Here is a 21,817-nt window from a genome sequence, read left to right on the forward strand (position 1 = left end):
GCGGCCGGGCAGGGGGCTCCCCGCCCGGCCGGTGCTCAGAACTCCATCAGCAGCACGTCGTTGAGCGCCACCTCGTCGGGCATCTGGTCGTCGCCGAGCGGGGCGAAGTCCGCGGTCAGCGCCTCCCAGAGACGGGCATCGGCCCGGGCGTCCTCGGCATCGCCGCGCACCGAGAGGTCCAGCCGGCCCGCGCCCGCGCCCTCGTCCGAGACCTCGAGCATCAACACGTCGTTGGTGTAGTCGACGACGATCTTGGCGTCGCGCGCATCCGACAGGCCGGTGACATCGATGCTGTCGAAGGCGCCGACCATCTCGTCGACCGAGATCAGCGCGTGGCGGCCGGCCCCGGCGTCGAGCCCCGAGAGGTCGATCTGAAGCTGCGCCTCGCCGAAATTCACGCCCGAGGCGACGTCGACCGGCGCCTCGCCCTGGGCGCCGGAACGGAATTCGCCGATGCTGCCGATTCCGCCATCGGCGGCTTCGAAGCGCAGCGTGCTGCCCGCCTCGAGCCGCAGCACGCCGGGGCCGCCGGCGGTGCCCTCGAACCCGACCTGCGCCGCGTCGCCCCGGATCTCGATCGCGCTGTCGCCGGAGAGGTCGAGCCGGGCGCCCTCGGTGGCCAGCAGCGCCTGGCCGCCGGAGATCGACAGGTCGATCCGCCCGTCCACGGCCCCGGTATTGGCGAAGCGGCCGCCCTCCACCGCGATCTCCAGCCGGTCGCTGTCGCCATAGCCGTTCATCCAGACCTGGCCGGCCTCGGCGATCGCGAGCGTGCCGCCCGCGGCCTCGGTCTCGACGTCGCCGGCGATCTCCAGCTTGCCCTGGGTCACGGTCAGCCGGCCCCCCGCGCCGAAATCGAGATCCTCGATCGCGGTCGTGCCGGCATAGCGCACCCAGTTGCCGGCCAGGTCGACGCTGTCGCCGGCGACGGTGCCGGGCAGATCCTCGGTCGACCAGTTCAGCCGGTTGTCCCAGCGGACCCCGCCGGAAAGATCGCTGGGCACGAAGCGCAGGTCTTCCGCCGCGAGCCGGCCTTCGGGGGTGAGCCCGAAGCCGGCCTGGAAGAACTCGGTGATCAGCACGGCGTCGGTCTTGCCCGCGAACGCGTCCTCGATCGCCGAGGCGCGCAGGTGCGCGGCCAGGTCGGCGATCGTAGCGTCGGCCTTGCCCAGAAGCGTGGCGGCGAAATTCTGGATCGTGGTGGCATCGAGCACGTCCCGGTCCAGCCCCTCGGTGTTGACGTCCTGGAAGTGCTTGTCCTTGCCGGCCCCGGCCCAGTTATAGACGATCGTGTCGTTGTAATAGGCCTTGGTAGCGCCGTAGATGGCGGGCTGGGTTATGGTCTTGCTGGCCAGTTCCTCGGGGTCGTCGGGATTGGCGAGATGGGCGACGATGTTGTCCACGTGGGAGGTCAGCGGCGCGTAGTCGCCCATGCCGCCGGTGACCTGGCCGTTGATGTCGCCGTAGATCAGGTTCTGGCCCGAGGTGATCACGTTGTCGGCATAGAGCGAGTAGTTGCCCGCGTAGACGGAACTCGATCCCTTGGTGGGGCCGCCGGCCACATAGACCGCGCCGTTGTTGTGGAGAAAAACATTGTCCTCGACATACCCGCCCGAGCGGATCTGCGCCCCGAAGGAGGCGGCGCGCATCGAGATGTTGTCGCGGAAGGTCAGGTCCAGGTTGTCGACGGCGATGTAGACGTTGTGGTTGTAGATGCTGGGCGGCTGGTTGCCGTCCAGCGAAAGATCCGGGTCGTAGCCGTCGGCCCAGCCGTTGTGGTCGAAGAAGGTGTTCTCCATCAGCAGCCCGTCGACGGCGCTGGTGTAGATCCCCGAGATCCGGTTCGGCGCCGGCTCCCAGCGGCCCTCCGTCAGCGAGGTTTCGAGTGCCACGTCGAACACCTCGGAATTGCGCAGCGTGAAATCGCCGACTTTCTGGATCGTCATGATGTCGCCGCGCGAGGTGATGTTCTCGAGAATGTAGTTCTCGCCGCTGGCGATGAAGCGCAGGCCGTCGCCCAGTTCCACGTCGCTGATGACCAGGTTGCGGGAGCCCTCGCCGAAGGTCTGCAGCATGTTCGAGAGGACCGGTTTCTCGCCCGCGCCATAGGAGGTGATGTGGAACGGGTGCAGCTCGGATTCGCCGCGCATTCCGATCAGGGGGATGCGCATGTCGTATTCGTAGCCCGCCTCCAGGCGCAGCCAGTGCGAGGCCGGCGCCTCGTAGGAGTCGCTCACCAAGGTCCGCCACAGCATGTAGCCCGCCCCGGAATCGAGGGCGGTGTCCTCGGACGACCCGTATTCGGGGTGGTCCGCCAGCCAGCGGCCATTGATCTGGCCGGGCTTCAGCCCCTCGATCTCGGCGATCTCCTCCAGGCTCAGCGCGGCGTCGCTGCCCGAGACGTAGACGTCGCGGTGGTTGTCGCCCCATTCGACGATCACCTCGTCGTTCGCGTCGGTCGCCAGCATGTAGTGATCGCCGAGCCCCCAGCCGCCCTCGACCGGGCCGGCGACCGCCTCCAGCCGGGTTTCCACGACCTCGGTCGACCGGTCGGCGTGGGTCACCTCGTAGCGGATGTCGAGCCGGCCGGTATAGTCGGTCTCGGTCAGCACCAGTGCCAGGCTGTTGTCGGGATTGACGGTCAGGTTGCCATGCGCCGGACCGTCCAGGATGCGGATCCCGGCGATGGCGTCGCCCTCGGGCCGCAGCGTCGTCACCCGCCCGGAAATCACCTCCACCGCGGTGCCGTCGATCTGGATGCCGCCGTCCGTCCCGGCACCGTCGCCCGAGGGCGTCCCGGGCTGGACGGGGTCCTCGACCGGGGAAGCCGGGTCCTCGGGCGGTTCGACCGGGTCCGGGTCGGGCTCCTGGCCGCCCGGCTGCTGGGGTGTGCCGCCGTCCGTCCCGGTCTGCAGGGTGACGTTTGCCCAGGTGCTGTCGGCGCCCAGGCCGGCATCGTCGTCGGTGAGGAAGACGATGCGGTCGAAGCTGCCGGTGAAGTGGTCGCCCAGGGCGATGTCGTAATGGCGCAGCCCCGACCCGGCCTCGTAATCGGCGTAGTCCTGCATGCCGAAGGCCTGGGAGCCGAGCAGCTGGATCGTGGTCGCTTCCGACAGGGTTTCGCCGTTGGCGAACATGATGGCGTGGATTTCGCCGGCCTTGGAGGCGGCGAAGTCGAAGGACAGGCGGGTGTCCTCGGTGACGGTGAACGCGCCGGTGATCTGTTCCCAGCTCTGGCTCGACTGCGTCAGCGTCAGGCCATCGGCCGAGGCCGCGTGGGCGCCCATGTCCTGGGAGCCGGGCTGGAATCCCGCGATATCCAGTGCCCCGAAATCGAGGGCCGAGCCCGCCTCGGCGCCGTCCGTCCCGGTCTGCAGGGTGACGTTTGCCCAGGTGCTGTCGGCGCCCAGGCCGGCATCGTCGTCGGTGAGGAAGACGATGCGGTCGAAGCTGCCGGTGAAGTGGTCGCCCAGGGCGATGTCGTAATGGCGCAGCCCCGACCCGGCCTCGTAATCGGCGTAGTCCTGCACGCCGAAGGCCTGGGAGCCGAGCAGCTGGATCGCCGTGGCGCCGGAGAGGGTTTCGCCGTTGGCGAACATGATGGCGTGGATTTCGCCGGCCTTGGAGGCGGCGAAGTCGAAGGACAGGCGGGTGTCCTCGGTGACGGTGAACGCGCCGGTGATCTGTTCCCAGCTCTGGCTCGACTGCGTCAGCGTCAGGCCGTCAGTCGAGACGAAGGCCGGGCCCAGGTCCTGGGCGCCGGGCTGGAACCCCGTCGACCGGGCCGCGCCGAAGGCCAGCGGCGTACCATCCGGGCCGCTGTCGTCCTGGACGGGGGCCACGAGCGACACCGGGCCGCCCGGCTGCCGGGCCGAGCCCGCCTCGGCGGCGTCCGCCCCGGTCTGCAGGGTGACGTTTGCCCAGACGCTGTCGGCGCCCAGGCCGGCGTCGTCGTCGGTGAGGAAGACGATGCGGTCGAAGCTGCCGGTGAAGTGGTCGCCCAGGGCGATGTCGTAATGGCGCAGCCCCGACCCGGCCTCGTAATCGGCGTAGTCCTGCACGCCGAAGGCCTGGGAGCCGAGCAGCTGGATCGCCGTGGCGCCGGAGAGGGTTTCGCCGTTGGCGAACATGATGGCGTGGATTTCGCCGGCCTTGGAGGCGGCGAAGTCGAAGGACAGGCGAGTGTCCTCGGTGACGGTGAACGCGCCGGTGATCTGTTCCCAGCTCTGGCTGGCCTGCGCCAGCGTCAGGCCGTCAGTCGAGACGAAGGCCGGGCCCAGGTCCTGGGCGCCGGGCTGGAACCCCGTCGACCGGGCCGCGCCGAAGGCCAGCGGCGTGCCATCCGGGCCGTCCGTGCCGGGTGTTCCCGTGGACGGGGTTTGCGTCGGTTTGTCGGCCGAGATTCCGAAAAGCTCGAAGAGCGTGAAAAGCGGATTCATTCGTTTTCCTTCCAGGGGCGCCATGGGGCCTGCGCTGCCAGTCGCGTTCGATCTTTCGAGAGCCGGGGGGGGGGGGAGCGGAGTCGAACGGAACGAACTTGGTTTGCGCGGCGAAACCAGGGCGTCACTTGTGGCTATGCTGAGCCCATCGAGAGGGGGGCGGTTCGGTGGGAGTTGTCCATATTCGCGGCGGAATACTTGCGGCGTCCCATGGATTGTTATTCCGAGAACGACAATGGGCCTGCGACAGCCGGGGGCTGGCGGGCGGGATATCGCCGATCGCCTCCGTCGGGATGGTGGAATCCCGCCTCACACCGACCTTCGGCCAGGCGGCCGGAGGTTGCGGCCGGCGGGGCGGGCCGCTAACGTCGGGGGATTGCGGAGCGCGCGTCCTGGCGGGTCAGTTCGGCACAAGCGTGCTCAGCACGTCGCCGTAAAGCCACCATCCCAGCCCGGCGATCACCACGGACAGGACGGCGAACAGGAGGTCGTGCTTCGGGTCCCAGACCTGGTAGCGCCGGGTCATCGCGATCAGGATCGGGTAGTGGAGCAGGGTCGAGACGGCCGGAGCCAAGGCGGCGCCGACGACCCCGAAGGACCGGATTGCCAGAAACAGGACCCCGATCTTGAGGACCGCATCGCAGACCACCACCAGCGCATGGAGATCGGATCGGTTGTTGGCCAGCAGGATCGCGTTGTAGGTGGAGACGATCACGAAGGGCAGGAACCCGATCACGATCAGGACCGTGATGCCGCCCGCCGTCGCGTAGCGCGCATCGTAGAGGAACCGGACCAGCGGATCGCCCAGGAGGACCAGCAGCAGGCTGCCGAACACGGCCACCCCGGTCAGCGCGTAGCGGGCGCGGAAGATCTTGCGCCGGTTGGCGGCGTTCTCGTGCGGCTTGCGCCGGCTGTAGAGCGGGAAGACGATCTTCGAGGTCAGCGCGCCGATCAGCATCATCGGCACCGAGGCCAGCGTCAGCGCGATGTTGTAGAGGCCCAGAAGGTCCAGCGCGATGAGCTTGCCCAGGATCGCCCGGTCGCCGTTGCGCACGAAAAAGGTCGCGATCGTGCTGAGGAAGACGAACTTGCCGAAGCCGATCAGGTCGCGCGCCGCCTCCCGGTTCCAGGTGAAGCGGTTGGGCGTGCCGGGCATGAACAGCCGCGCCGAGATGTTGCGCTGGATGCCGCCCAGGAGAATCCCGAAGACCAGCCCCCAGACCGATTGCAGCCACCAGGCCAGCAGCGCGGTCAGCGCCAGGGTGACCACCTGGTTGGCGAGGTTGAGGACGGTCAGCCGGCCCAGCGTCAGGTGGCGCGCGGCGGTCATCACCCGGGTCGGCGTGAACCCGTCGATCAGCGCCGAGAGCCCCGCCACCGGCAGCAGCTGGGCGAGCCGGGGTTCGTCGTAGAAATCGGCCGCGAACGGCGCGAGAAGCGCGATCATCGCGCTCAGGAAGACGCCCCGGATCACCTGAAGCGTCCAGGCGGTGTTGAAGTATTCGGGGTCGTCGCCGCGTTCGTGGCGGATGATCGACGCCCGGATGCCGATATCGGAAAACATCGCCACGCCGCCCGTGACGACCGCGATCAGCGCCATCAGGCCGAAGGCGTCGGGGAACAGGATCCGGGTCAGGATCAGGCTCGAGACGAGCCGCAGCACGTTCGCGCCGCCGAACTCGACGACGGTCAGCACCGAGCCCCGCCGGGCGCGCGCCGCCAGGCCGTCTCCGCCGACATAGCCCTGCAGTTTCGCGATCATCCGGCCGTCACCGTCTTCGGTCCGAGCGGCAGGCTGGCATCGGCGAAGCGTGCCAGCAGCGCCGGCGCCTCGGCCCGGGCCTGGGCGTAGAGCGCCGCATCCCCGGCATAGGCTTCGGCCACGAAGGCGCGCAGTTCCGGCATGTCGAGCAGCCCGCTGCTCTCGGCCGCGCTGGTCTTCCTGGCCAGCAGGCCGAGTGCGGCGTCCTTGATCCGCGCGTGCAGGCCCAGCGGCAGGCGCCGGCGCAGGATGTCGTTCATCCGGTAGGCGGCCGGTCCCAGCCACTTGAGACGCAGGTCGACGTTCTGGTTGCTGCGGCGGTCGCTGTCCATCGGCGTGCCGGTCTTTTGCGACAGGAAGGCGAGGAAGGCGCCGACATGCTCGATCGGCACCAGGTGGTCGATCAGCCGCCGCCCCTCGTCGAAGACGAAATCCGTCTGCCGGGCGAAGAAGATCGTCTGCGGGCCCGGCGCATCGATCTCGGCGCGCACCCGTTCGATGATCTCGAGGGTGCGGGCCCGGAGCGTGTCGGGCGGGATCAGGGTCATCGGCGTCTTCTCGTAGCGCCAGAGCATCTGCCTGAGCGACGATCCGAAGCGGGGCAGGGGGTCGCGGATCACCGCGAAGCTGGTCAGCGTCTGGAGCTGGGCATATTCGGCCGGGAAATGCCGCCGCAGCTGCGACAGCGGCACATGGCCGTAGTCGATCGGGCCCAGGACCGGGTGGTCGCCCGGTTCGGCCATGGCGACATGGTCCGGATCGCAGGCGGTGATCTGGGTGCGCACCGAGGTGCCCGCGCATTTCGGGACATGGACGAAGACGAAGCCGTGACGGGGGCTGATGATCATCGGGGCGGTTCCGGTGGTGTGCGGGCGGGCGTGACATCCTGCGCCTCGCCGGCGAGTGCAAGGGTGATGTCGCCGCGGATCGCGTCGATGGCCGCCGCGCGGGAATGGGCGGCCTGCTGCACCGCGTGCAGGGCCCGGCCGTCGGCCTCGGCGCGGCGCGCATCCCGGAGATAGCCGATACAGGCCGCGACCTGCGCCGCCGGGCTGTCGGAGCCCACCGCATGGGCGGTCAGCCGGGGGTCGAACCCGCGGAGCGCGTGGGAGGAGCCGACGACGGGCCGGGCGAAGGCCGCGGCCTCGATCACCTTGATCTTCGAGCCGCCCCCCTCCCGGACCGGGCAGATGCAGACCCGCGCGGCGGCATATTCCGCCTCCAGGTCCGCGACCCGTCCCACGTAATCGACCCCGTCGAGCCGGGGGAAATCGGCCGCGAGTCTCGGCCAGTCGCCGGAGCCGACGATGCGGAACCGCGCCGCGGGGCAGGCGGCGCGGATATCCGCCCAGCAATGCTCGAGAAACCAGCGTACCCCGTCCTGGTTCGGCCGGTGCGCGAAGGAGCCCACGAACAGCACCGCGCGGGTCTCCGGGTCGAGGGGCGGGGGGGTGTCGGGCGCGGCGTGGGGCGCGTTGGACAGGACCCGCGTTTCCACCCCGCCCAGCGGCCAGACATCGTCCGGCGCGGCGAACCAGACGAGCCCGGCGCGGGCAAGCTTGCGGCGCAACACGGCCCGCAGCCGGGACAGGAACGGCGCGGCGGGGCCGAACCGGGTGAAGGCGGTTCCGAAGCGGCGCGCCAGCCGCGAGGCGTATTTCTGGTCGTCCCGGTCGTCGACATCGACCATGACCCGGAGCCCGGGGCGGTCGTCGAGCCCCGCCGCGCAATGCGGCGCGGTGTAGCGGAAGATCACCGCCCGGGCGCCCGTCGTCCCGGCCAGTGCCGTCAGCGCGCCGCGCAGCGCCGGATCGGGGCGGTAGGCGAGATCCGGCACGATCAGCCGCGTCGCCCCCACCGTCGCCCGGCCCAGCCGGCCAGCCGGCGTGATCCGCGGGCTGGCCAGGGCCGAGACCGAGCCGACCCCGGGGCGCGCGCGCAGTTGCTCGAGCGGGCCGGACCCGTCCGTCAGGACGACATGCACCGGACCCAGCCGCGCGGCGGCGTCCAAAAACAGCAGGCTGCGCTGGCCGGTGCCGCTTTCGGGATGGGGATAGCGCGGCAGGACGAGCAGGGTCGGGACCGGCGCCATCTCAGAAACCTTCGAAATTCGATCGCGCCAGCGCGACGACACGGGGCAGGGCGGTTTCGATCCGGCGGCGCAGGTCGGCCGCCCGCGCGGTGGCCGCCTCCAGCGCCGCGCTGCCCGGCGCGCCGGTGCCGTCCGCGTCAGAGGCGAGCATCAGCCCCTCGGACTCGAGCCCGAAATGCTGCATCAGCCCTTCGAACTTGCCCTGGTAGACGAACGAGACGGGCGGCGTGCCCTGGCCGAGCGCGGCGATCGCGAAATGCATCCGGCCGGTCAGCACCAGGTCGACCGCCCCGGCGATGGCCTTGGCGTCCCAGGCGTCGAGCGGGCCCAGGGGAACGTGGAGGCGGTCGGCGAACCGGTCTTTCAGCGCCGCGGCGAGATCGGCGCAGACGCCCAGGTCGCCCCCCAGGCCGGGGCGCGTGTCATGGGGCACGATCACCACGCCCCGGGCCGGGTCGGCCTCCAGCCATCGCGCGATCAGGCCGGCGAAGGGGGCGACGGAGGCGCCCGGCAGGGTCCGGATCGTGTGGCCCGACAGGTTCGCGGCCAGGACCGTGGCGCCGGCCGTCTTGCGGGCCGCCGCCCAGCCGGTTGCGGCCTGGGCGGCGGGGCTCTTCGCCTCGGGCCGCAGCAAGAATCCCAGATCGGCCGCCAGCCGGACCTCGCGGCCCAGGTCCGCTTCCATCCGGCCCCGGCTGACCGGATCGCGGGCCAGGATCTCGAGCCACGACGCGGCCTTGAGGAAGGCGATGACCTCGGGGGCGGGCGTCGTCGACCAGCTCGACCCCATGACCCGCGTGCGGCGGCCCAGGAGATGCGCGGCGCGCAGCGTGTTCAGCCGTTTCAGGGACGATTTCGCGTAATACACCCCGTCCAGCACGTCGGCCCCGATATAGACCGCATGCGAGGCGGCCCAGAGCCCCCTGGCCGTCGCCGCCGCCACCCCGAGCCGGCCCCGGCCGTGGAAGACCCGCGCCCCCGAGCGCAGCGCCGGCGCGTGGGGAAAGACCGCCGCGCGGTGGCCGGCCGCGATCGCATGGGCGGTGGCCGCGTCCAGCATCGCCTGGTCGCCCAGGCTGCCGGGCCCGGTCGGCGAGACGAATCCGAAAGAGCCGCTGGGCTGTGCTGTCATGGCCGGTGCGCCTTTCAACGGGTCGGGGGGTCAGCCCGTCTTGCGGGTCCTCATGTACTGGGTCAGCGCGTGGATCAGGCTCTGGTGGGCGTCTTCGACAATCCCGTAATTGTCGACCGCGATATGCACGACATGCCGCGCGATCTCGGACAGCCGGCCGCCGCCGAAGCCGACGAAGGCGATGGTCGGCACGTCCCGGTCGTTGGCGTATTCGCAGGCCCTTACCACGTTCGGCGAATTGCCCGAGGAGCTGACCAGCAGCACCGCGTCCCGGTCGGTCAGGTAGTATTTCAGCTGTTCGGAGAACACCGCGTCGTAGGAAAGATCGTTGGCCAGCGCCGTCAGCATGGGCGTGTTCGATACCAGCGAGACCGTCCGGAGCGGCGGGTGACCGTCCACATGGGTGCCCTTGGAGCAGTCGCAGACCGTGTGATCGGCGATCGCCGCGCTGCCGCCGTTTCCCGCGACCCAGACCGTGCCGCCCCGCGCCGTCACCCCGTCGAAGGCCGCCAGCACGTCCGCGAGCGGCCCCTTGTCGAAATCGAGCAGCGCCTGGGCGAAGCGCTGGTAGTAGGAGGTCAGGAACCGGTCGAGGTCGTCATCCGCCATGAAAATGCCTTCGAAATGCCAACCCCCACAGATCTGTGAAGCAAGACGGCCCGGCTTGTCAACGCAGGGAGCCGTGAGCGTCCGGGGACCGTGCCGACTGTGGCGGCGGCGGCCCACAATCGGGCGGCCCGCAGGGGACTGTCCTCCGATCCGGTGTGCGCCCTTGTCCGGTTCGGGGCGGGCCAGTAAGAGGAACCTGCATTGCGCTGCGGTATGGGTCGCATGATTCATTACATGAGCACACAGGGGGTGGGCGACGCCTGGGTCGGCAACGAGCTGCGCGTCGTGGCCCGGGCGGGCATTCCGTTTCGCCTCCATGCGCTCACCCGGCCCGCCGCGACCTATTTCTCCTCCGCCGACATCGCCGAGATGGAGCGCGGGACACGCTATCTCTACCCGGTTTCCGGCTGGCGGGTGGCGCGCGACGTGCTGGCCGCGCCCGGCCGCTTCGGCCGTCGGTTCTTCGCCGCGCTCGGCAACGCGCTGACCGGCGAGCGGGAGTCGCTGCGCAACCGGCTTGTGGGGATCTGGCACCTGGCGGTGGCCTGCCACTGGGCCGCGACGCTGCGCGACGAGGAGGTCAGCCAGATCCATTCGCAATGGATCCATTCGGGCGGCACGGTGGCGATGTACGGGGCCTGGCTTCTGGGCGTGCCCTTCAGCTTCACCGGCCATGCCGCCGACCTGTTCCGCAACCGCTCGGCGCTGGCCGACAAGATCCGCCGGGCGGCGTTCATCATCTGCATCTCGGAGTTTCACCGCGACTTCTTCCTGCGCAACGGCGCCCGGCCCGAGCAGCTGCACATCGCCTATTGCGGCCTCGACACCTCGCATTTCTCGCCCCGCCGACGGGTCCGGCCCGAGGGCGCGCCCTGGCATATCCTGTCCGCCGGCCGGCTGGTCGAGAAGAAGGGGTTTCCCGTGCTGATCCGGGCCTGTGAGATCCTGAAGGGCAGGGGGGTCGATTTCACCTGCACCATCGGCGGCTCCGGCCCGGACGAGGCGGCGCTGCGCGCGCAGATCGCGGCGGCGGGGCTCGGGGACCGGATCACCCTGACCGGGACGGCGCTGAAGCAGGAGGACATTCCCGCCTTCATGGAAACGGGCGACGTGTTCTGCCTGCCCTGCGTCTGGGCCTCGGACAACGATGTCGACGGGCTGCCGCAGATGCTGATGGAGGCGATGGCCTGCGGCCTGCCGGCGGTCTCGACCCGGCTGGTGGGCATCCCCGACCTGGTGCGCCACGAGGAAACCGGCCTGCTGGTCGAGAGCGGCGACGCCGAAGGGCTGGCCGAGGCGCTGATGCGGCTGGAACGCGACCCGGCGCTGGCCGACCGCCTGGCCGAGGCGAGCCACGCCCACCTGCTGGAGACCTTCGATCTCAGAACCTGCCTGGAGCCGCTTCTGAGCCTGTACAGAGCCGCATTGGAGGCCAGGACGTGATCATCACCCAGACCCCCTACCGGGTCAGTTTCGCCGGCGGCGGCACCGACCTTCCGGCCTTCTACCGGCACGAGCCCGGCGCGGTGCTGTCGGTGGGCGTGAACCACCACATGTACGTCACCGTCAGCCCGCGCTTCGAACGGACCACGCGCGTCGCCTACAAGCGGGTCGAGATCACCGAGGCGATCGACGAGATCGAGCACACCATCGCCCGCGAGGCGCTGCGGCTGACCGGGCTGGGGCCGCATCTGGAGATCACCACGGTGGGCGACGTGCCCGCCGGCACCGGCATGGGGTCGTCCTCGTCGCTGGCGGTGGGGCTTCTGAACGCGCTTTATGCCTATCGCGGGCAGGTGGCGAGCCCGCACCGCCTGGCGCGGGAGGCCTGCGACATCGAGATCGACATCCTGCAAAAGCCGATCGGCCGGCAGGACCAGTACGCCGCCGCCCATGGCGGGGTGAACTACATCCGCTTCAACCCCGATCACAGCGTCGATGTCGAACCGGTGCCGGCCGATCCCGAGTTCCTGCACGAGCTCGAGCGCCATATCCTGTTGCTTTACACCGACCGGCAGCGCGATGCCGACGTGATCCTGCAGAAACAGTCCGAGGGCAGCGCCGACAAGATGACCGTGCTGCGCCAGATGCGCGACCTGGCCGGCGAGATGCGGCAGACCATGGGCGGCGGCGGGGACCTGGCCGAGTTCGGGCGGTTGCTGCACGAGGGCTGGGAGCTGAAACGCTCGCTCGGCTTCGGGATCTCGAACCAGGGGGTGGACGAGTGGTACCGGGCCGCGCGCGCGGCCGGCGCGATGGGGGGCAAGCTGCTCGGGGCGGGGGGCGGCGGGTTCCTCCTGGTGATGGCGCCGCCCGAGACCCACGAGGCGATCCGCGCGGCGGTGGGCCGCCCGCGCGAGCTGCCGTTCTCGATCGACCGGCGCGGCTCGCGCGTGATCTTCATCTCGGACCGCTACGCCTTCTGATGCGGACCAAGGCCCTCCTCCTGGCCGGCGGGCTTGGAACGCGGCTGCGCCCGCTCACCGAGACGGTGCCGAAATGCCTGGTCCCGATCGCCGGCAAGCCGATGCTGTCCTACTGGCTGGACGCGCTGGAACGGGCCGGGATCGGCACGGCGCTGGTCAACACCCATCACCTGAGGGACACGGTCCGGGCCTATATCGAGACCGAGAACGCGCGCCGGGCGGTGACCCTGCGCGAAGCGTGGGAGCCCGACCTTCTCGGCTCGGCCGGGACGGTGCGGGCCAATCGCGGCTTCGCCGACGATGCCGACGCGGTGGTGGTGATCTATGCCGACAACCTGTCGGCGATCGACCTGGCCGACCTGGCCGCCTTTCACGCGGGCCACGACGATCCGATGACCATGGCGCTGTTCCGCACGCCCGCGCCGCGGAACTGCGGGATCGCGACGCTGGACGGGGCGGGCAGGGTGGTCGATTTCGTCGAGAAGCCCGGCGAGCCGGCCAGTGACCTTGCCAATGCCGGACTCTACGTTCTGGACGCGGAGGCCTGGCGCGAGATCGCGGACATGGGGGCGTTCGATTTCGGCTTCGACGTGCTGCCGCGCTTCGTGGGGCGGATGCGGGGCTATGCCTTCGACGGCTATCACCGCGACATCGGCACCCCCGAGGCGCTGGCGCAGGCCGAGGCCGACATGGCGGCGGGGCGGGTCCGATGAGGCCGGCGGTGTTCCTCGACCGCGACGGCACGCTGATCGAGCTGGTGCATCACCTGACCGATCCGGCCGATGTCGCGCTGATCCCCGGCGCGGCGGGGGCGGTGCGGCGGCTGCGGGCGGCCGGGTTCCCGGTGGCGGTCGTCACCAACCAGTCGGTGATCGGCCGCGGCCGGCTCGACGCGGCGGGGCTCGCCCGGGTCCATGACGAGATGAACCGCCAGCTCGCCGCCGAGGGGGCGGCGATCGACGCGCTCTATTTCTGCCCGCGGGTGCCCACCCAGAAGGATCCGACCGTGATCGAGGACCCGATGCGCAAGCCGGGGCCGGGGATGCTGTTGCAGGCCGCGCGCGAACTGGGGCTCGACCTCGCCCGCTCCTTCATGGTGGGCGACACCGTGTCCGACATGCTGGCCGGCCGCAATGCGGGGACCCGGACGATCCTCGTGCGGACGGGCTACGGGGCCGGGTTCGGCCATGACAGGGACTGTTTCGACCATGACGCGGCGGACCTGGCCGAGGCCGCGCGCACCATTCTGAACGGGAGAGAACCATGCGCATCCTGATCACCGGCGGCGCCGGTTACGTGGGCAGCGCCTGCCTGCGCTATGTCGCGGAGCGGGGCCACGAGGTGCTGGCCTATGACAACCTGGTCCAGGGCCACGCGGCGGCGGTGGCGGACCATCCGCTGGTCGTGGGCGACATCGCCGATACCGACAAGCTGACCGCCACGCTGACGGAGTTCGGCGCCGACGCGGTCATGCATTTCGCCGCCGCCACCGATGTCGGCGAATCGGTCAAGGACCCCGAGTATCACTACCGCAACAATGTCGGCGGCACGCTGTCGCTGCTGAACGCGATGCGGGCGGCCGGGGTGCGGCGGATGCTGTTCTCCTCGACCTCCTCGGCCTACGGGCTGACCGACGAGGTGCCGATGACCGAAAAGACGCGGCTGCAGCCGATGAACCCCTATGCCGCCTCGAAGACCGCGGTGGAATGGATGGTCCGCGATTTCGCCCATGCCTATGGCTTCGGCTACATGTTCCTGCGCTATTTCAACGCCTGCGGGGCCGATCCCGACGGCGCCCATGGCGAGGATCACCGGCCGGAGAACCACCTGATCCCGCGGGTGCTGCAGGCCGCCCTGGGGCAGCGCGAGAAGATCATGATCTTCGGCACCGATTACCCCACGCCCGACGGCAGCTGCATCCGCGACTACGTCCACACCCGTGACCTGGCCGATGCGCATCTGCGCGCGATCGAGGCGACGACCCCCGAGACGGCCGAGGTGTTCAATATCGGCACCGGCCAGGGCCATTCGGTCAAGGAGATCATCGCCGCCTGCGAAAAGATCACGGGCCGCGCGATCCCGCAGGAGGTGGCGCCCCGCCGGCCCGGCGATCCCACCGCGCTGGTGGCCGACCCGACCAAGCTGAAGACGGTGCTCGGCTGGGAGCCGCGCTACACCGCGATCGAGGACACGATCACCACCGCCTGGGCCTGGCATCAAGGCCACCCGGACGGCTATGGCGACCGGTGAGCGCCGGCGTCTCTCGATGCCAGTCTTGCCGAAAATCTAATAGCGCTCATACCATCATAGAAGGTGGTCGCGATTCTTTGCGAACATGGTCGGGATCCAGACCGCGTCATCCATCTCTAGGGGCAGGCCCATTAACCGGCTTGAATCACGCAGTCCGCGCAGCCTCAAGCGGATTTATGGGTCCTGATCGTACAGTGGGAGAACGCGCCCGCCGTGTATGGGCTGCCCAAGACGCTCTACAACCGGTTCGTCCGCTGGTCGCGCATGGGCGTGTTCGCCAGGATCTTCGTGGAGTTCGCTCGACCGGGACCGGATGGCCAGACCATCATGACCGACAGCACGTATCTCAAGGCACACCGCACAGCGGGAAGCCTCTCAAAAGGGGGACGCGCCCACGGGCCATCTGAACTGATGCGGTGGATGCCCCCACCCAGCGGCATCTCGTATGCCATGATGGTTCCATTGGAACCGAACGGAGGGCACATCGATGACGACGACGATCAGCATGCTGGCGATCGACCTGGCGAAGGGCAGACTTCCAAGTCTGCGCAATCGGAGCGGATGGGGCGGTTCTATACAACCGCTTATTATCGCGGATCCGCCTGATGACACTTTTGGCAGAGCAGCCGGCATGCGTAGTTGCGATGGAAGCTTGCGCCACGTCGCATCACTGGGGCCGGGTGGCGCAGTCCCATGGCCATGACCCGAGCGTTTGTCCGAGAACCGGCCCGTGGTGGAAAAGACCATGGTTTGAGGCGTTTGGCGACGCAAATGACTTGACATAACAAACCTTATGCGGCTTGCGCCTGTAGGCGCAAAGCTAAAATGTCACCCCTAAGCAAAGCAGGAATGTCACTCTCGCCGCTGGACAGAATTAGGCAGCCCGAGCGACATTTCTGGATGGTTGCAACAGAGCCCGCACGCAAATGGAGCACTGCCCTCTCAGAAGGACGCGTCAGGTTGCGTGTCTCTCAAACACCTTTGTCGCCATGCTTGCCAAGCCTTGTGATGCACCAACGAATTCCTATAATTGTTAGTGCGAACGCGTAGACGGAGGAGTTCATGACCAATCTCACGATAAGAATGGACCCACAGGAAAAAGACAGATTGATGGCGTGGGCTGCGGTCAGGGGGAAGAGCGCCACCGACTACATAAAGGGACTTGTGGCTGCCGACATGGCGACTGGGAGCCCGCAGGAGCGCGCCGCTGCCTGGTTCCGCGAAAACGAAGCCGCGCTGTCTGTAGAAGCGGCTTATATTGAAAACAAGGGTATCCCGGGATCGCATCTGGCCCTGAATCATCCTTGGCCCGATGCAGAAATTTGATGTCTTCAAGATCGGTGCCGACCTGTATCTGGTTGTCCAGGCCCAACACTTACTGGACCTCAACACGGTCGTTCTGGTGCCTATCTTGCCGTCAGATGCACTTCCTCCCCTGCGGCCGCTTACCATCGACATCCAGATCGAAGGCGATCCGTACCGCATTCGGGCGCACATGCCGCTCACCGTCGATGCACAGCTCTTGCGGCACCTGAAACCCGTCCATCAACTGTCTCCGGAGGAAGGCCAGAACGTGATGGACGGTCTCAACACGATCTTGTGGGGCCTTTAGGCGGCATTCTTGCCTGCGCGGAACACTGATTTCAACATTCATGGTAAGGGGCTTGATGCCGGTGGCCCCGCCTTCGACCGGGCTATGCCTTCCTCCACCCGGGGCCACCGACCAACTAACTTGGTGTCGCTGATCAGTTCAATCCGAGGACGAACCGTTCCGCCTTAATGCGGTCGAACACGTCCTGACGGAAGGCCAGGAACGCCTCGAAACGGTCAACGAGCCCCGCGAGCGCCCGCCCACGGTCGCTGTACTCGACGACTTCCTGGATGACGCCGACCGCATCGCCCTCCGGATCATCGAAGCCGATGAATTCGCGGCGCCGACCCAGTTCCTCGGCATCGCGCAAGACCCGCAGCCGTGCGACCGCCGCTTCGAATCCGCCCTCGTGGAGACGGTCGAAGACGCGCCCGTCGCGCAGCGGTGCGAGGCAGCGCTCGAGGAATTCGACCTCCCGCGCATCGCAGCCCGGGCGCAGGGTCCGGGCAAGCAGTGCCACCTCGCGCCCGAGGCGGATCGCGTCCGCCGCGGTTTCTTCCAGTGTTTTCGATGGAGCCCGTTCGTTCTTCATGGGTTTTCCCCTCTCGTGTGACCGCGCACCATGCGTGGTCGTCAAGGTCCCGGCCCAAGGTGGGCCGGGAGGGTTGGAGAGGGTCAGGCTGCCAATGCACCGGCTGCGGGCAGATCGTCCTGCTTGGTGCCCCGTGCGATCTCGCCCAACAGGTCGTGGAGCGAAGCCGCGAGGCAGCAGATGTCTTCCACCACCGGGTCGGCCGGGTCGATTTCGGCGAAACATGCCGTTTCGATCCGGTCGGGATCTCCCACATGCTGCAGGGTCAGCAGTGCGTGGAGATCGACTAGGCCCTGGCGCATCCGGCGTGTCAGCTTGGTGCCGTCCCGGATCTCGCCGATCAGCGCCTCGTACCGCCGTCGTGCCGGCGTGCCGCCCAGAAGGTGGCTGGCATTGAGCAAGGCGTCTGCATGCGCGGCGATGAAGGCACGCACGACTGCCATATGCGTGCCACCGTTCGCCGTGGTGGCTGTTGTCTTTTGTCGGTGTGACATGTTCGGCTCCTCGGCCATACCGTCGCCCCGTGCGACGGCGTCAATCAGACCCCGGGCACCTCCTTTCTCGGGGAAGTCTCAAATCCGGTGCCTTCGATGGCAGCAGTCGGGGGGTTGATGTTGCACCGGATGGGTTTCAGGGAACGCGATGCCCTGCATCGCGCGGTCTCACCGAAGAGGCCGCGCGGGCAGGGCAGCGCGATATATCGGCATCGTTTCGGCCGCACCTTTACAGGCCGGGCCGCTTCCCGTTCGAGCGCGCGATGCCACGTCGCATTCGGACCCAGTCCCGGGCGGCGGCCTCGCCTTCGGTCATCGCGCGGTAGCTGTCCCCGGCCCTTCGGGTGCGGTGGCCGAGCAGGGCCTGCACCGTGGCGGCGGCGGTCTCGGGATCGTGCCAGCGCAGGTAGTCCGCAGCGATGGTTCTGACATCCTGGAGTGGGATGCCGATCACGGTCTTCACCTGTTCGCTCGGCCAGCGCGACGCGAAGCCTTCCTCGCGCAGCGTCAGCCAGTTCATGCCGACGAGCTCTTCGTAGCGCAGGAAAATGAGCCGGTCTGGCCGACCGGCGAGGATCAGGTCATCGAGAATGGCGGCGATTTCCGGCCAGAGGAGACCGAAATCCGCGTCGTTTCCGGTCTTTTCCTGCGTCCAGACCAGTTCCCAGTCGCCGCCCGGGTGGCGCCGCAGGTCATGGCCGAGCCGCCAGGCGGCGACATCCCCGGTGCGCGCCGGGGCGTTCATCGCAACGGCCAGAACCGCCGCGGTCTGCCGGGCCCGTTCTGCCGTCGCCGTCCAGCCGGGGGCGGCATCAGCGACATCGCGCAAACCGGCAATCGCCTGGGCGATCGTCTCGAAGCCACCACGCTCGACGAAGGTCCGGATGCGGTTCACCTTTTCCTTCTCTTCGAGATTTGCGAGCCGGCCGACATATGTCCGGACGCGGATCAGCCCGGCGCGGGCCGGCTTGTCGCGTCCGCCATGCTTGGCCAGAGCGTTCAGCGCATCGAGATACCCGCCGATGGTGCGCGCCGTGATGCCCTGTCCGGCGAGATCCTCGTAACAGCACCATGCCGCATAGAACCCCGGCTCTGGCGGGGCGTCCGTTCCCGCCAGGGCGTCGGCCAGCCGGTTCAGGGACGCGATGTAGCGCCGTTTCGAACTCGTCTTGATCGGCGCCGCGCGCAGGCCGGGATAGAGCCCCCGCCAGACCTCCGGCCATCCTTGCGGGGCCTCTTTCGGCAGGGGGGACGGCCCCCTCCGGCGCGGCGCGCCTTTCCCCGGACGCCGTTCATACCACGCGCGCCGGGTCTCGCGCCCGGGGCCGAGCGCGACCCCGGGGGCGTGCTCGGTCAGGGTCGTGAGCAAGCCATGCAGCGTCGATTCCGATGTTGCCGCGGCGTCGAAGCTTGCGCGGGACGGCGCGGTCCAGTGCTCGCCCCGCTCGGCAACCATGCGGAAGAAGCGGGCGACCACGGCAGCCGCCCCCGGGCGCAGGTCGTCGCGGGCGGCCAGCATCGAGGCGCGGACAGCGGGCGGGACAGACACCAGATGGGTCTCCAGCGGAACACGGCTCATGTCTGATGCCTCCGCTGGAGTGTCTTGAACAGCCCGGGATGCCGGGCCTGAAGCACCTTGCGCACCTGGCAGGCCGCCGCGGCACCGCTATCCCGGCCATAATGCTTGCGGACCGTCTCTTCGGTATCCCCGAGGATGCTCGCGCATTTCGCATAATTTCCGGGCTCGATGGCCAGCCACAGGGTGGCCACGCTGTGGCGCGCCATGTGCGGCGTGAGCCGCACCCCGATCACGTCCGCCCCCTCGTCCCAGATCGCGTCCGCCGAACTCGGCGCGAGACAACCGCGCGGCAGGTTCACGCCGCGCTTCGTCAGACGAGGCCTGGCCTCGCCCGGGAAGATGTAGACGCTGTCGTCGATCCCGCGCAGCTCGATATAGCGGGCGCGCAGCTCGGTCATCCAGCGCCAGAGCACGGCCGCATCCTCGTCGACGACGTGAACGGTGACGGTCGCGTTGTTCTTGATCTCGCCGGGCGGGAAGCGGAGTTCCGCATGTTCCCGTTTCGCGATCCAGGTCAGGTTGCCCTTCGCGGTTTCACAGGACCGATGGCGCACCCGGATCAGGTTCGAGGTCCGCATCGGGCGGGACATCTGGATCGCGAACATCACCGCGGCCATGTAGAGCCGCAGCGCGCTGAGCTCGCGCGCTGCGTGCCCCGCGGCCCTGGCCGTCTCGAGCTCCGCCTCCGCCTTCCGCGCGATCGTTGCCGGCGCGTTCACGAGCGCGGTTGCCATCGACGGGCTGTGCTGCAACTGGCGGCAATACTCATCTATCTCTTTGACAAGACCGTCCCGCCCCGGCTCGACGATGCAGGGTTTGTGAAGTTTCTGGACAAGCTTGATTGCCTTCACCAACTTCTTTGACCGCAGCCCGTGCCGCGCGATGATCCGCAGCGGGAGCAAGCGGTTATGAAGCGTCTGGGATGTCTCCGGATCCTTCAGGTCGTCGGCGGACCGTGATCGTGCGATCTGGTCCTGCGCGGCGGCGTCGATGATGTCGAACGTCATCACGTCGGTGATTGCGCCGAGCGTCACGCGCGGGGTCCCGCGGGCCTCCGCGGCGCGCACCAGCCAGGTGACCGCGCGGCGATACTGCTCGCGCGCAACTTCGTCGTTGCCGGGGCCCTTGCCACGCTTCCGGTTTCGTTTCTCGAGCTCGCGATGGACCGCCAGCGGATCCTCTCCGGCCGCGATCCGCGCGCGGGCCTCCGCCACCATGTCTGCGGGATTGGCGATGGCGCGGCGAAAGACGGTCTCGCAGGAGTCGCGGAACGCGGCCGGAAGGCTGTCCCATGCGATGGGTGCCGCCCGGCTCGATCCCGCCGGGATGGACATCTGCGCCACGGGAAGAAACTGCGCGATGTCCGGGTGGGCATCGCGGCTCGCGACGAGATCATTCAGGAAGCGGAGCCCGACGCCGATCGACCGGCGCTTGCCGGCCCCCGCGTCCTTCATCATCCGGTCCACGACGGCCTGAACGAGCCCCTGCGGCGGAACGGGCGAGCGCGCGCGAAGGGTCTCGAGCGCGCGCACGGCGCTGACATTCCAGGTGCCGCCCTTGCCCGGGGGCGAGGCGTTGTCGGCGACATGGCCGAGCAGCCGGTCCCAGGCCGCGCGGCCCGTCACCTGCCGCGCAGGTTCGCGCGCCATGAGAAACCGCTTCAGCGCGCTCCGGACCCGGGCGTTCGACCGGTCCCGCGCCGCCAAGAGGTCCTTCGTTTTCGACACGGCGGCGAAGCTCGAGGGCGCGATCGTGCGCTCGAAATACCCGAGATCGGCCGGGATCAGCCCGGCATCCGCGTCGATCATGCCGAGACGCGCCGGCACTTTCCGGATCTCGCACAGGGTCGCGTAGGCTTCGCCGCTCGTCTCGGCCCAGGCCAGGAACTCGGACCAGTAGGGCTTGCTGTCCGCCACCGGTGTGCCGGATGTGCTGTCCAGGGGATCGTGTTTCATGAGGCTGTACTCCTGAAGGTCGGGGGAAGGAAAGGGCAGCGCCGGGACCGTCCGCGGCCCCCGGCAAAGGGGCGCGGACGGACCGGGCGCGATGTCGGGTATTTGCACATCCTGTCGGCGATCTTCCGCGATTTGCAGGAACGGGCCGGAACAGAACGCCGATGCGTGTTCGGGGCTGTTCGTGCAAATGTCGGGAGTTTTCCGCCCCTGTCGGCGATCTGCCTGTGCAAGCTGTGCAAGATCATGCCCTGCCCCCCTTGCAGCGGCCCGCCCGCGGACGTCGGCGTGGCTCTTCCGGGGCCTCGAAGGGCGGGAGGGTCAGGCCCTTGTGGGCCAGTATCCAGGCCCGAGCGCTGTCCTCGTCGATGCGGACATTCGTGCCGACATTGCGGGTCGGCAGCCCCTCGCCGAGCCAGCGCTCGACCGTGCGGATATCGACGCGCACCAGCGCCGCGATATCGCAGACGGTCATCAGCGGCGCGAGGGCGCGGGCCTGTGCGGCCCCTCTAGGAAAGGGCCCCCGTTCGCAGGACCACATATCGGCGGCCCGAATCCGGTGCTCCCGGTTCAGGCGCCCCGCCGGCAGCGTTCCGTCCCTGAGCATATTGCGCACGGTCCGGGCCCCGAGTTGCCAGCGGCCGGCGACATCCGCGACGGTGAGATACTGTTCGGCAAGCCTCTGCATGCCGGGGAAATGCGTTCCGACCCCGCCCGCCGGAAACGTCCGGAAAGCGCCGAATCGGAAACAGAGTGTTCCCAGGCTCTAGGAAGGGTCGTGTCGCGGAGTTGGTGGAAATTTGAGGGCGGCGTAATCTCCGGGTGAACTGACACCCACCCAACTGAACCTCTCCGAGTTTGCCGGAGGCTGGTTACGGTTAGTTACGCGGCCATGTGAC

At 68.7% G+C, this 21,817-nt stretch carries 18 protein-coding genes and 1 pseudogene; 8 read left to right on the top strand and 11 right to left on the bottom strand.

Going from position 1 to position 21,817, the window contains the following annotated elements; genetic code table 11:
- Positions 1 to 35 precede the first annotated feature (35 nt).
- The 6 genes from BUR28_RS18640 to BUR28_RS18665 all read right to left on the bottom strand — a co-directional run bounded on the left by BUR28_RS18640 (position 36) and on the right by BUR28_RS18665 (position 10,034).
- On the bottom strand, positions 36 to 4,439 hold the full coding sequence (locus tag BUR28_RS18640) for a right-handed parallel beta-helix repeat-containing protein (RefSeq protein ID WP_074221767.1): 4,404 nt from the start codon (positions 4,437 to 4,439) through the stop codon (positions 36 to 38).
- A gap of 400 nt (positions 4,440 to 4,839) precedes the next feature.
- Positions 4,840 to 6,201, bottom strand: a complete 1,362-nt coding sequence (locus tag BUR28_RS19715) for an oligosaccharide flippase family protein (protein WP_074221768.1) — start codon at positions 6,199 to 6,201, stop codon at positions 4,840 to 4,842.
- Positions 6,198 to 7,049 (bottom strand): sulfotransferase family 2 domain-containing protein, encoded by an 852-nt coding sequence (locus BUR28_RS18650; protein WP_074221769.1) that lies wholly within the window; start codon positions 7,047 to 7,049, stop codon positions 6,198 to 6,200. The genes BUR28_RS19715 and BUR28_RS18650 overlap by 4 nt, the downstream gene beginning before the upstream one ends.
- Positions 7,046 to 8,293, bottom strand: a complete 1,248-nt coding sequence (locus tag BUR28_RS18655) for a glycosyltransferase (RefSeq protein WP_074221770.1) — start codon at positions 8,291 to 8,293, stop codon at positions 7,046 to 7,048. The genes BUR28_RS18650 and BUR28_RS18655 overlap by 4 nt, the downstream gene beginning before the upstream one ends.
- A 1-nt stretch (position 8,294) precedes the next feature.
- Complete coding sequence (locus tag BUR28_RS18660) at positions 8,295 to 9,425, bottom strand: polysaccharide pyruvyl transferase family protein (RefSeq protein WP_074221771.1); 1,131 nt, start codon at positions 9,423 to 9,425, stop codon at positions 8,295 to 8,297.
- A gap of 30 nt (positions 9,426 to 9,455) precedes the next feature.
- Positions 9,456 to 10,034 carry an SIS domain-containing protein gene (locus tag BUR28_RS18665; RefSeq protein ID WP_074221772.1) on the bottom strand — a complete coding sequence of 193 codons (579 nt, stop codon included), beginning with the start codon at positions 10,032 to 10,034 and terminating at the stop codon, positions 9,456 to 9,458.
- 234 nt (positions 10,035 to 10,268) lie between these two features.
- Between BUR28_RS18665 and BUR28_RS18670 the strand changes: the two genes are divergently transcribed.
- From BUR28_RS18670 to BUR28_RS18705, 8 genes and pseudogenes are all read left to right on the top strand, one after another.
- Entirely contained in the window at positions 10,269 to 11,477 is a 1,209-nt protein-coding gene (locus BUR28_RS18670) for a glycosyltransferase family 4 protein (protein WP_254813822.1), read from the top strand.
- Entirely contained in the window at positions 11,474 to 12,460 is a 987-nt protein-coding gene (locus BUR28_RS18675; protein ID WP_074221774.1) for a GHMP family kinase ATP-binding protein, read from the top strand. Before BUR28_RS18670 ends, BUR28_RS18675 begins: the two co-directional genes overlap by 4 nt.
- Positions 12,460 to 13,173: a nucleotidyltransferase family protein gene (locus BUR28_RS18680; protein WP_074221775.1), complete on the top strand. Its 714-nt coding sequence runs from the start codon at positions 12,460 to 12,462 to the stop codon at positions 13,171 to 13,173. The genes BUR28_RS18675 and BUR28_RS18680 overlap by 1 nt, the downstream gene beginning before the upstream one ends.
- Complete coding sequence (locus tag BUR28_RS18685) at positions 13,170 to 13,736, top strand: D-glycero-alpha-D-manno-heptose-1,7-bisphosphate 7-phosphatase (protein WP_074221776.1); 567 nt, start codon at positions 13,170 to 13,172, stop codon at positions 13,734 to 13,736. Before BUR28_RS18680 ends, BUR28_RS18685 begins: the two co-directional genes overlap by 4 nt.
- Positions 13,724 to 14,710: a UDP-glucose 4-epimerase GalE gene (gene galE, locus BUR28_RS18690; protein ID WP_074221777.1), complete on the top strand. Its 987-nt coding sequence runs from the start codon at positions 13,724 to 13,726 to the stop codon at positions 14,708 to 14,710. Before BUR28_RS18685 ends, galE begins: the two co-directional genes overlap by 13 nt.
- Before the next feature lie 189 nt (positions 14,711 to 14,899).
- Positions 14,900 to 15,100: pseudogene (locus BUR28_RS19145) on the top strand (IS5/IS1182 family transposase); the annotation flags it as partial.
- A 672-nt stretch (positions 15,101 to 15,772) separates the two neighbouring features.
- Positions 15,773 to 16,036: a hypothetical protein gene (locus BUR28_RS19720; RefSeq protein WP_139307658.1), complete on the top strand. Its 264-nt coding sequence runs from the start codon at positions 15,773 to 15,775 to the stop codon at positions 16,034 to 16,036.
- Positions 16,023 to 16,322, top strand: coding sequence for a CcdB family protein (locus tag BUR28_RS18705; protein ID WP_074221778.1), 300 nt, complete (start codon positions 16,023 to 16,025; stop codon positions 16,320 to 16,322). The genes BUR28_RS19720 and BUR28_RS18705 overlap by 14 nt, the downstream gene beginning before the upstream one ends.
- Positions 16,323 to 16,455: 133 nt before the next feature.
- Here the strand turns inward: BUR28_RS18705 and BUR28_RS18710 are convergent, their stop codons facing one another.
- The 5 genes from BUR28_RS18710 to BUR28_RS18730 form a co-directional block, all read right to left on the bottom strand.
- Positions 16,456 to 16,893 carry a hypothetical protein gene (locus BUR28_RS18710; protein WP_074221779.1) on the bottom strand — a complete coding sequence of 146 codons (438 nt, stop codon included), beginning with the start codon at positions 16,891 to 16,893 and terminating at the stop codon, positions 16,456 to 16,458.
- 83 nt (positions 16,894 to 16,976) lie between these two features.
- Positions 16,977 to 17,336 (bottom strand): hypothetical protein, encoded by a 360-nt coding sequence (locus BUR28_RS18715; RefSeq protein WP_074221780.1) that lies wholly within the window; start codon positions 17,334 to 17,336, stop codon positions 16,977 to 16,979.
- Between the two features lie 280 nt (positions 17,337 to 17,616).
- Positions 17,617 to 18,966, bottom strand: coding sequence for a hypothetical protein (locus BUR28_RS18720; RefSeq protein ID WP_074221781.1), 1,350 nt, complete (start codon positions 18,964 to 18,966; stop codon positions 17,617 to 17,619).
- Complete coding sequence (locus BUR28_RS18725; protein WP_074221782.1) at positions 18,963 to 20,921, bottom strand: site-specific integrase; 1,959 nt, start codon at positions 20,919 to 20,921, stop codon at positions 18,963 to 18,965. The genes BUR28_RS18720 and BUR28_RS18725 overlap by 4 nt, the downstream gene beginning before the upstream one ends.
- Positions 20,922 to 21,162: 241 nt before the next feature.
- Entirely contained in the window at positions 21,163 to 21,606 is a 444-nt protein-coding gene (locus tag BUR28_RS18730; protein WP_074221783.1) for a helix-turn-helix domain-containing protein, read from the bottom strand.
- Positions 21,607 to 21,817 lie beyond the last annotated feature (211 nt).

The sequence above is a fragment of the Rhodovulum sp. ES.010 genome (genome assembly GCF_900142935.1).
Lineage (GTDB): Bacteria > Pseudomonadota > Alphaproteobacteria > Rhodobacterales > Rhodobacteraceae > Rhodovulum.

Bases quoted from the DNA above. Each gene is read 5' to 3' on its own strand.
- BUR28_RS19715 (WP_074221768.1), bottom strand. From the start codon at position 6,201: ATGATCGCGAAACTGCAGGGCTATGTCGGCGGAGACGGCCTGGCGGCG.
- BUR28_RS18650 (WP_074221769.1), bottom strand. From the start codon at position 7,049: ATGATCATCAGCCCCCGTCACGGCTTCGTCTTCGTCCATGTCCCGAAA.
- BUR28_RS18715 (WP_074221780.1), bottom strand. From the start codon at position 17,336: ATGGCAGTCGTGCGTGCCTTCATCGCCGCGCATGCAGACGCCTTGCTC.
- BUR28_RS18680 (WP_074221775.1), top strand. From the start codon at position 12,460: ATGCGGACCAAGGCCCTCCTCCTGGCCGGCGGGCTTGGAACGCGGCTG.
- BUR28_RS19720 (WP_139307658.1), top strand. From the start codon at position 15,773: ATGACCAATCTCACGATAAGAATGGACCCACAGGAAAAAGACAGATTG.
- BUR28_RS18705 (WP_074221778.1), top strand. From the start codon at position 16,023: ATGCAGAAATTTGATGTCTTCAAGATCGGTGCCGACCTGTATCTGGTT.
- BUR28_RS18720 (WP_074221781.1), bottom strand. From the start codon at position 18,966: ATGAGCCGTGTTCCGCTGGAGACCCATCTGGTGTCTGTCCCGCCCGCT.
- BUR28_RS18730 (WP_074221783.1), bottom strand. From the start codon at position 21,606: ATGCAGAGGCTTGCCGAACAGTATCTCACCGTCGCGGATGTCGCCGGC.
- BUR28_RS18665 (WP_074221772.1), bottom strand. From the start codon at position 10,034: ATGGCGGATGACGACCTCGACCGGTTCCTGACCTCCTACTACCAGCGC.
- BUR28_RS18685 (WP_074221776.1), top strand. From the start codon at position 13,170: ATGAGGCCGGCGGTGTTCCTCGACCGCGACGGCACGCTGATCGAGCTG.
- BUR28_RS18660 (WP_074221771.1), bottom strand. From the start codon at position 9,425: ATGACAGCACAGCCCAGCGGCTCTTTCGGATTCGTCTCGCCGACCGGG.
- BUR28_RS18640 (WP_074221767.1), bottom strand. From the start codon at position 4,439: ATGAATCCGCTTTTCACGCTCTTCGAGCTTTTCGGAATCTCGGCCGAC.
- BUR28_RS18710 (WP_074221779.1), bottom strand. From the start codon at position 16,893: ATGAAGAACGAACGGGCTCCATCGAAAACACTGGAAGAAACCGCGGCG.
- BUR28_RS18670 (WP_254813822.1), top strand. From the start codon at position 10,269: ATGAGCACACAGGGGGTGGGCGACGCCTGGGTCGGCAACGAGCTGCGC.
- BUR28_RS18655 (WP_074221770.1), bottom strand. From the start codon at position 8,293: ATGGCGCCGGTCCCGACCCTGCTCGTCCTGCCGCGCTATCCCCATCCC.
- BUR28_RS18725 (WP_074221782.1), bottom strand. From the start codon at position 20,921: ATGAAACACGATCCCCTGGACAGCACATCCGGCACACCGGTGGCGGAC.
- galE (WP_074221777.1), top strand. From the start codon at position 13,724: ATGCGCATCCTGATCACCGGCGGCGCCGGTTACGTGGGCAGCGCCTGC.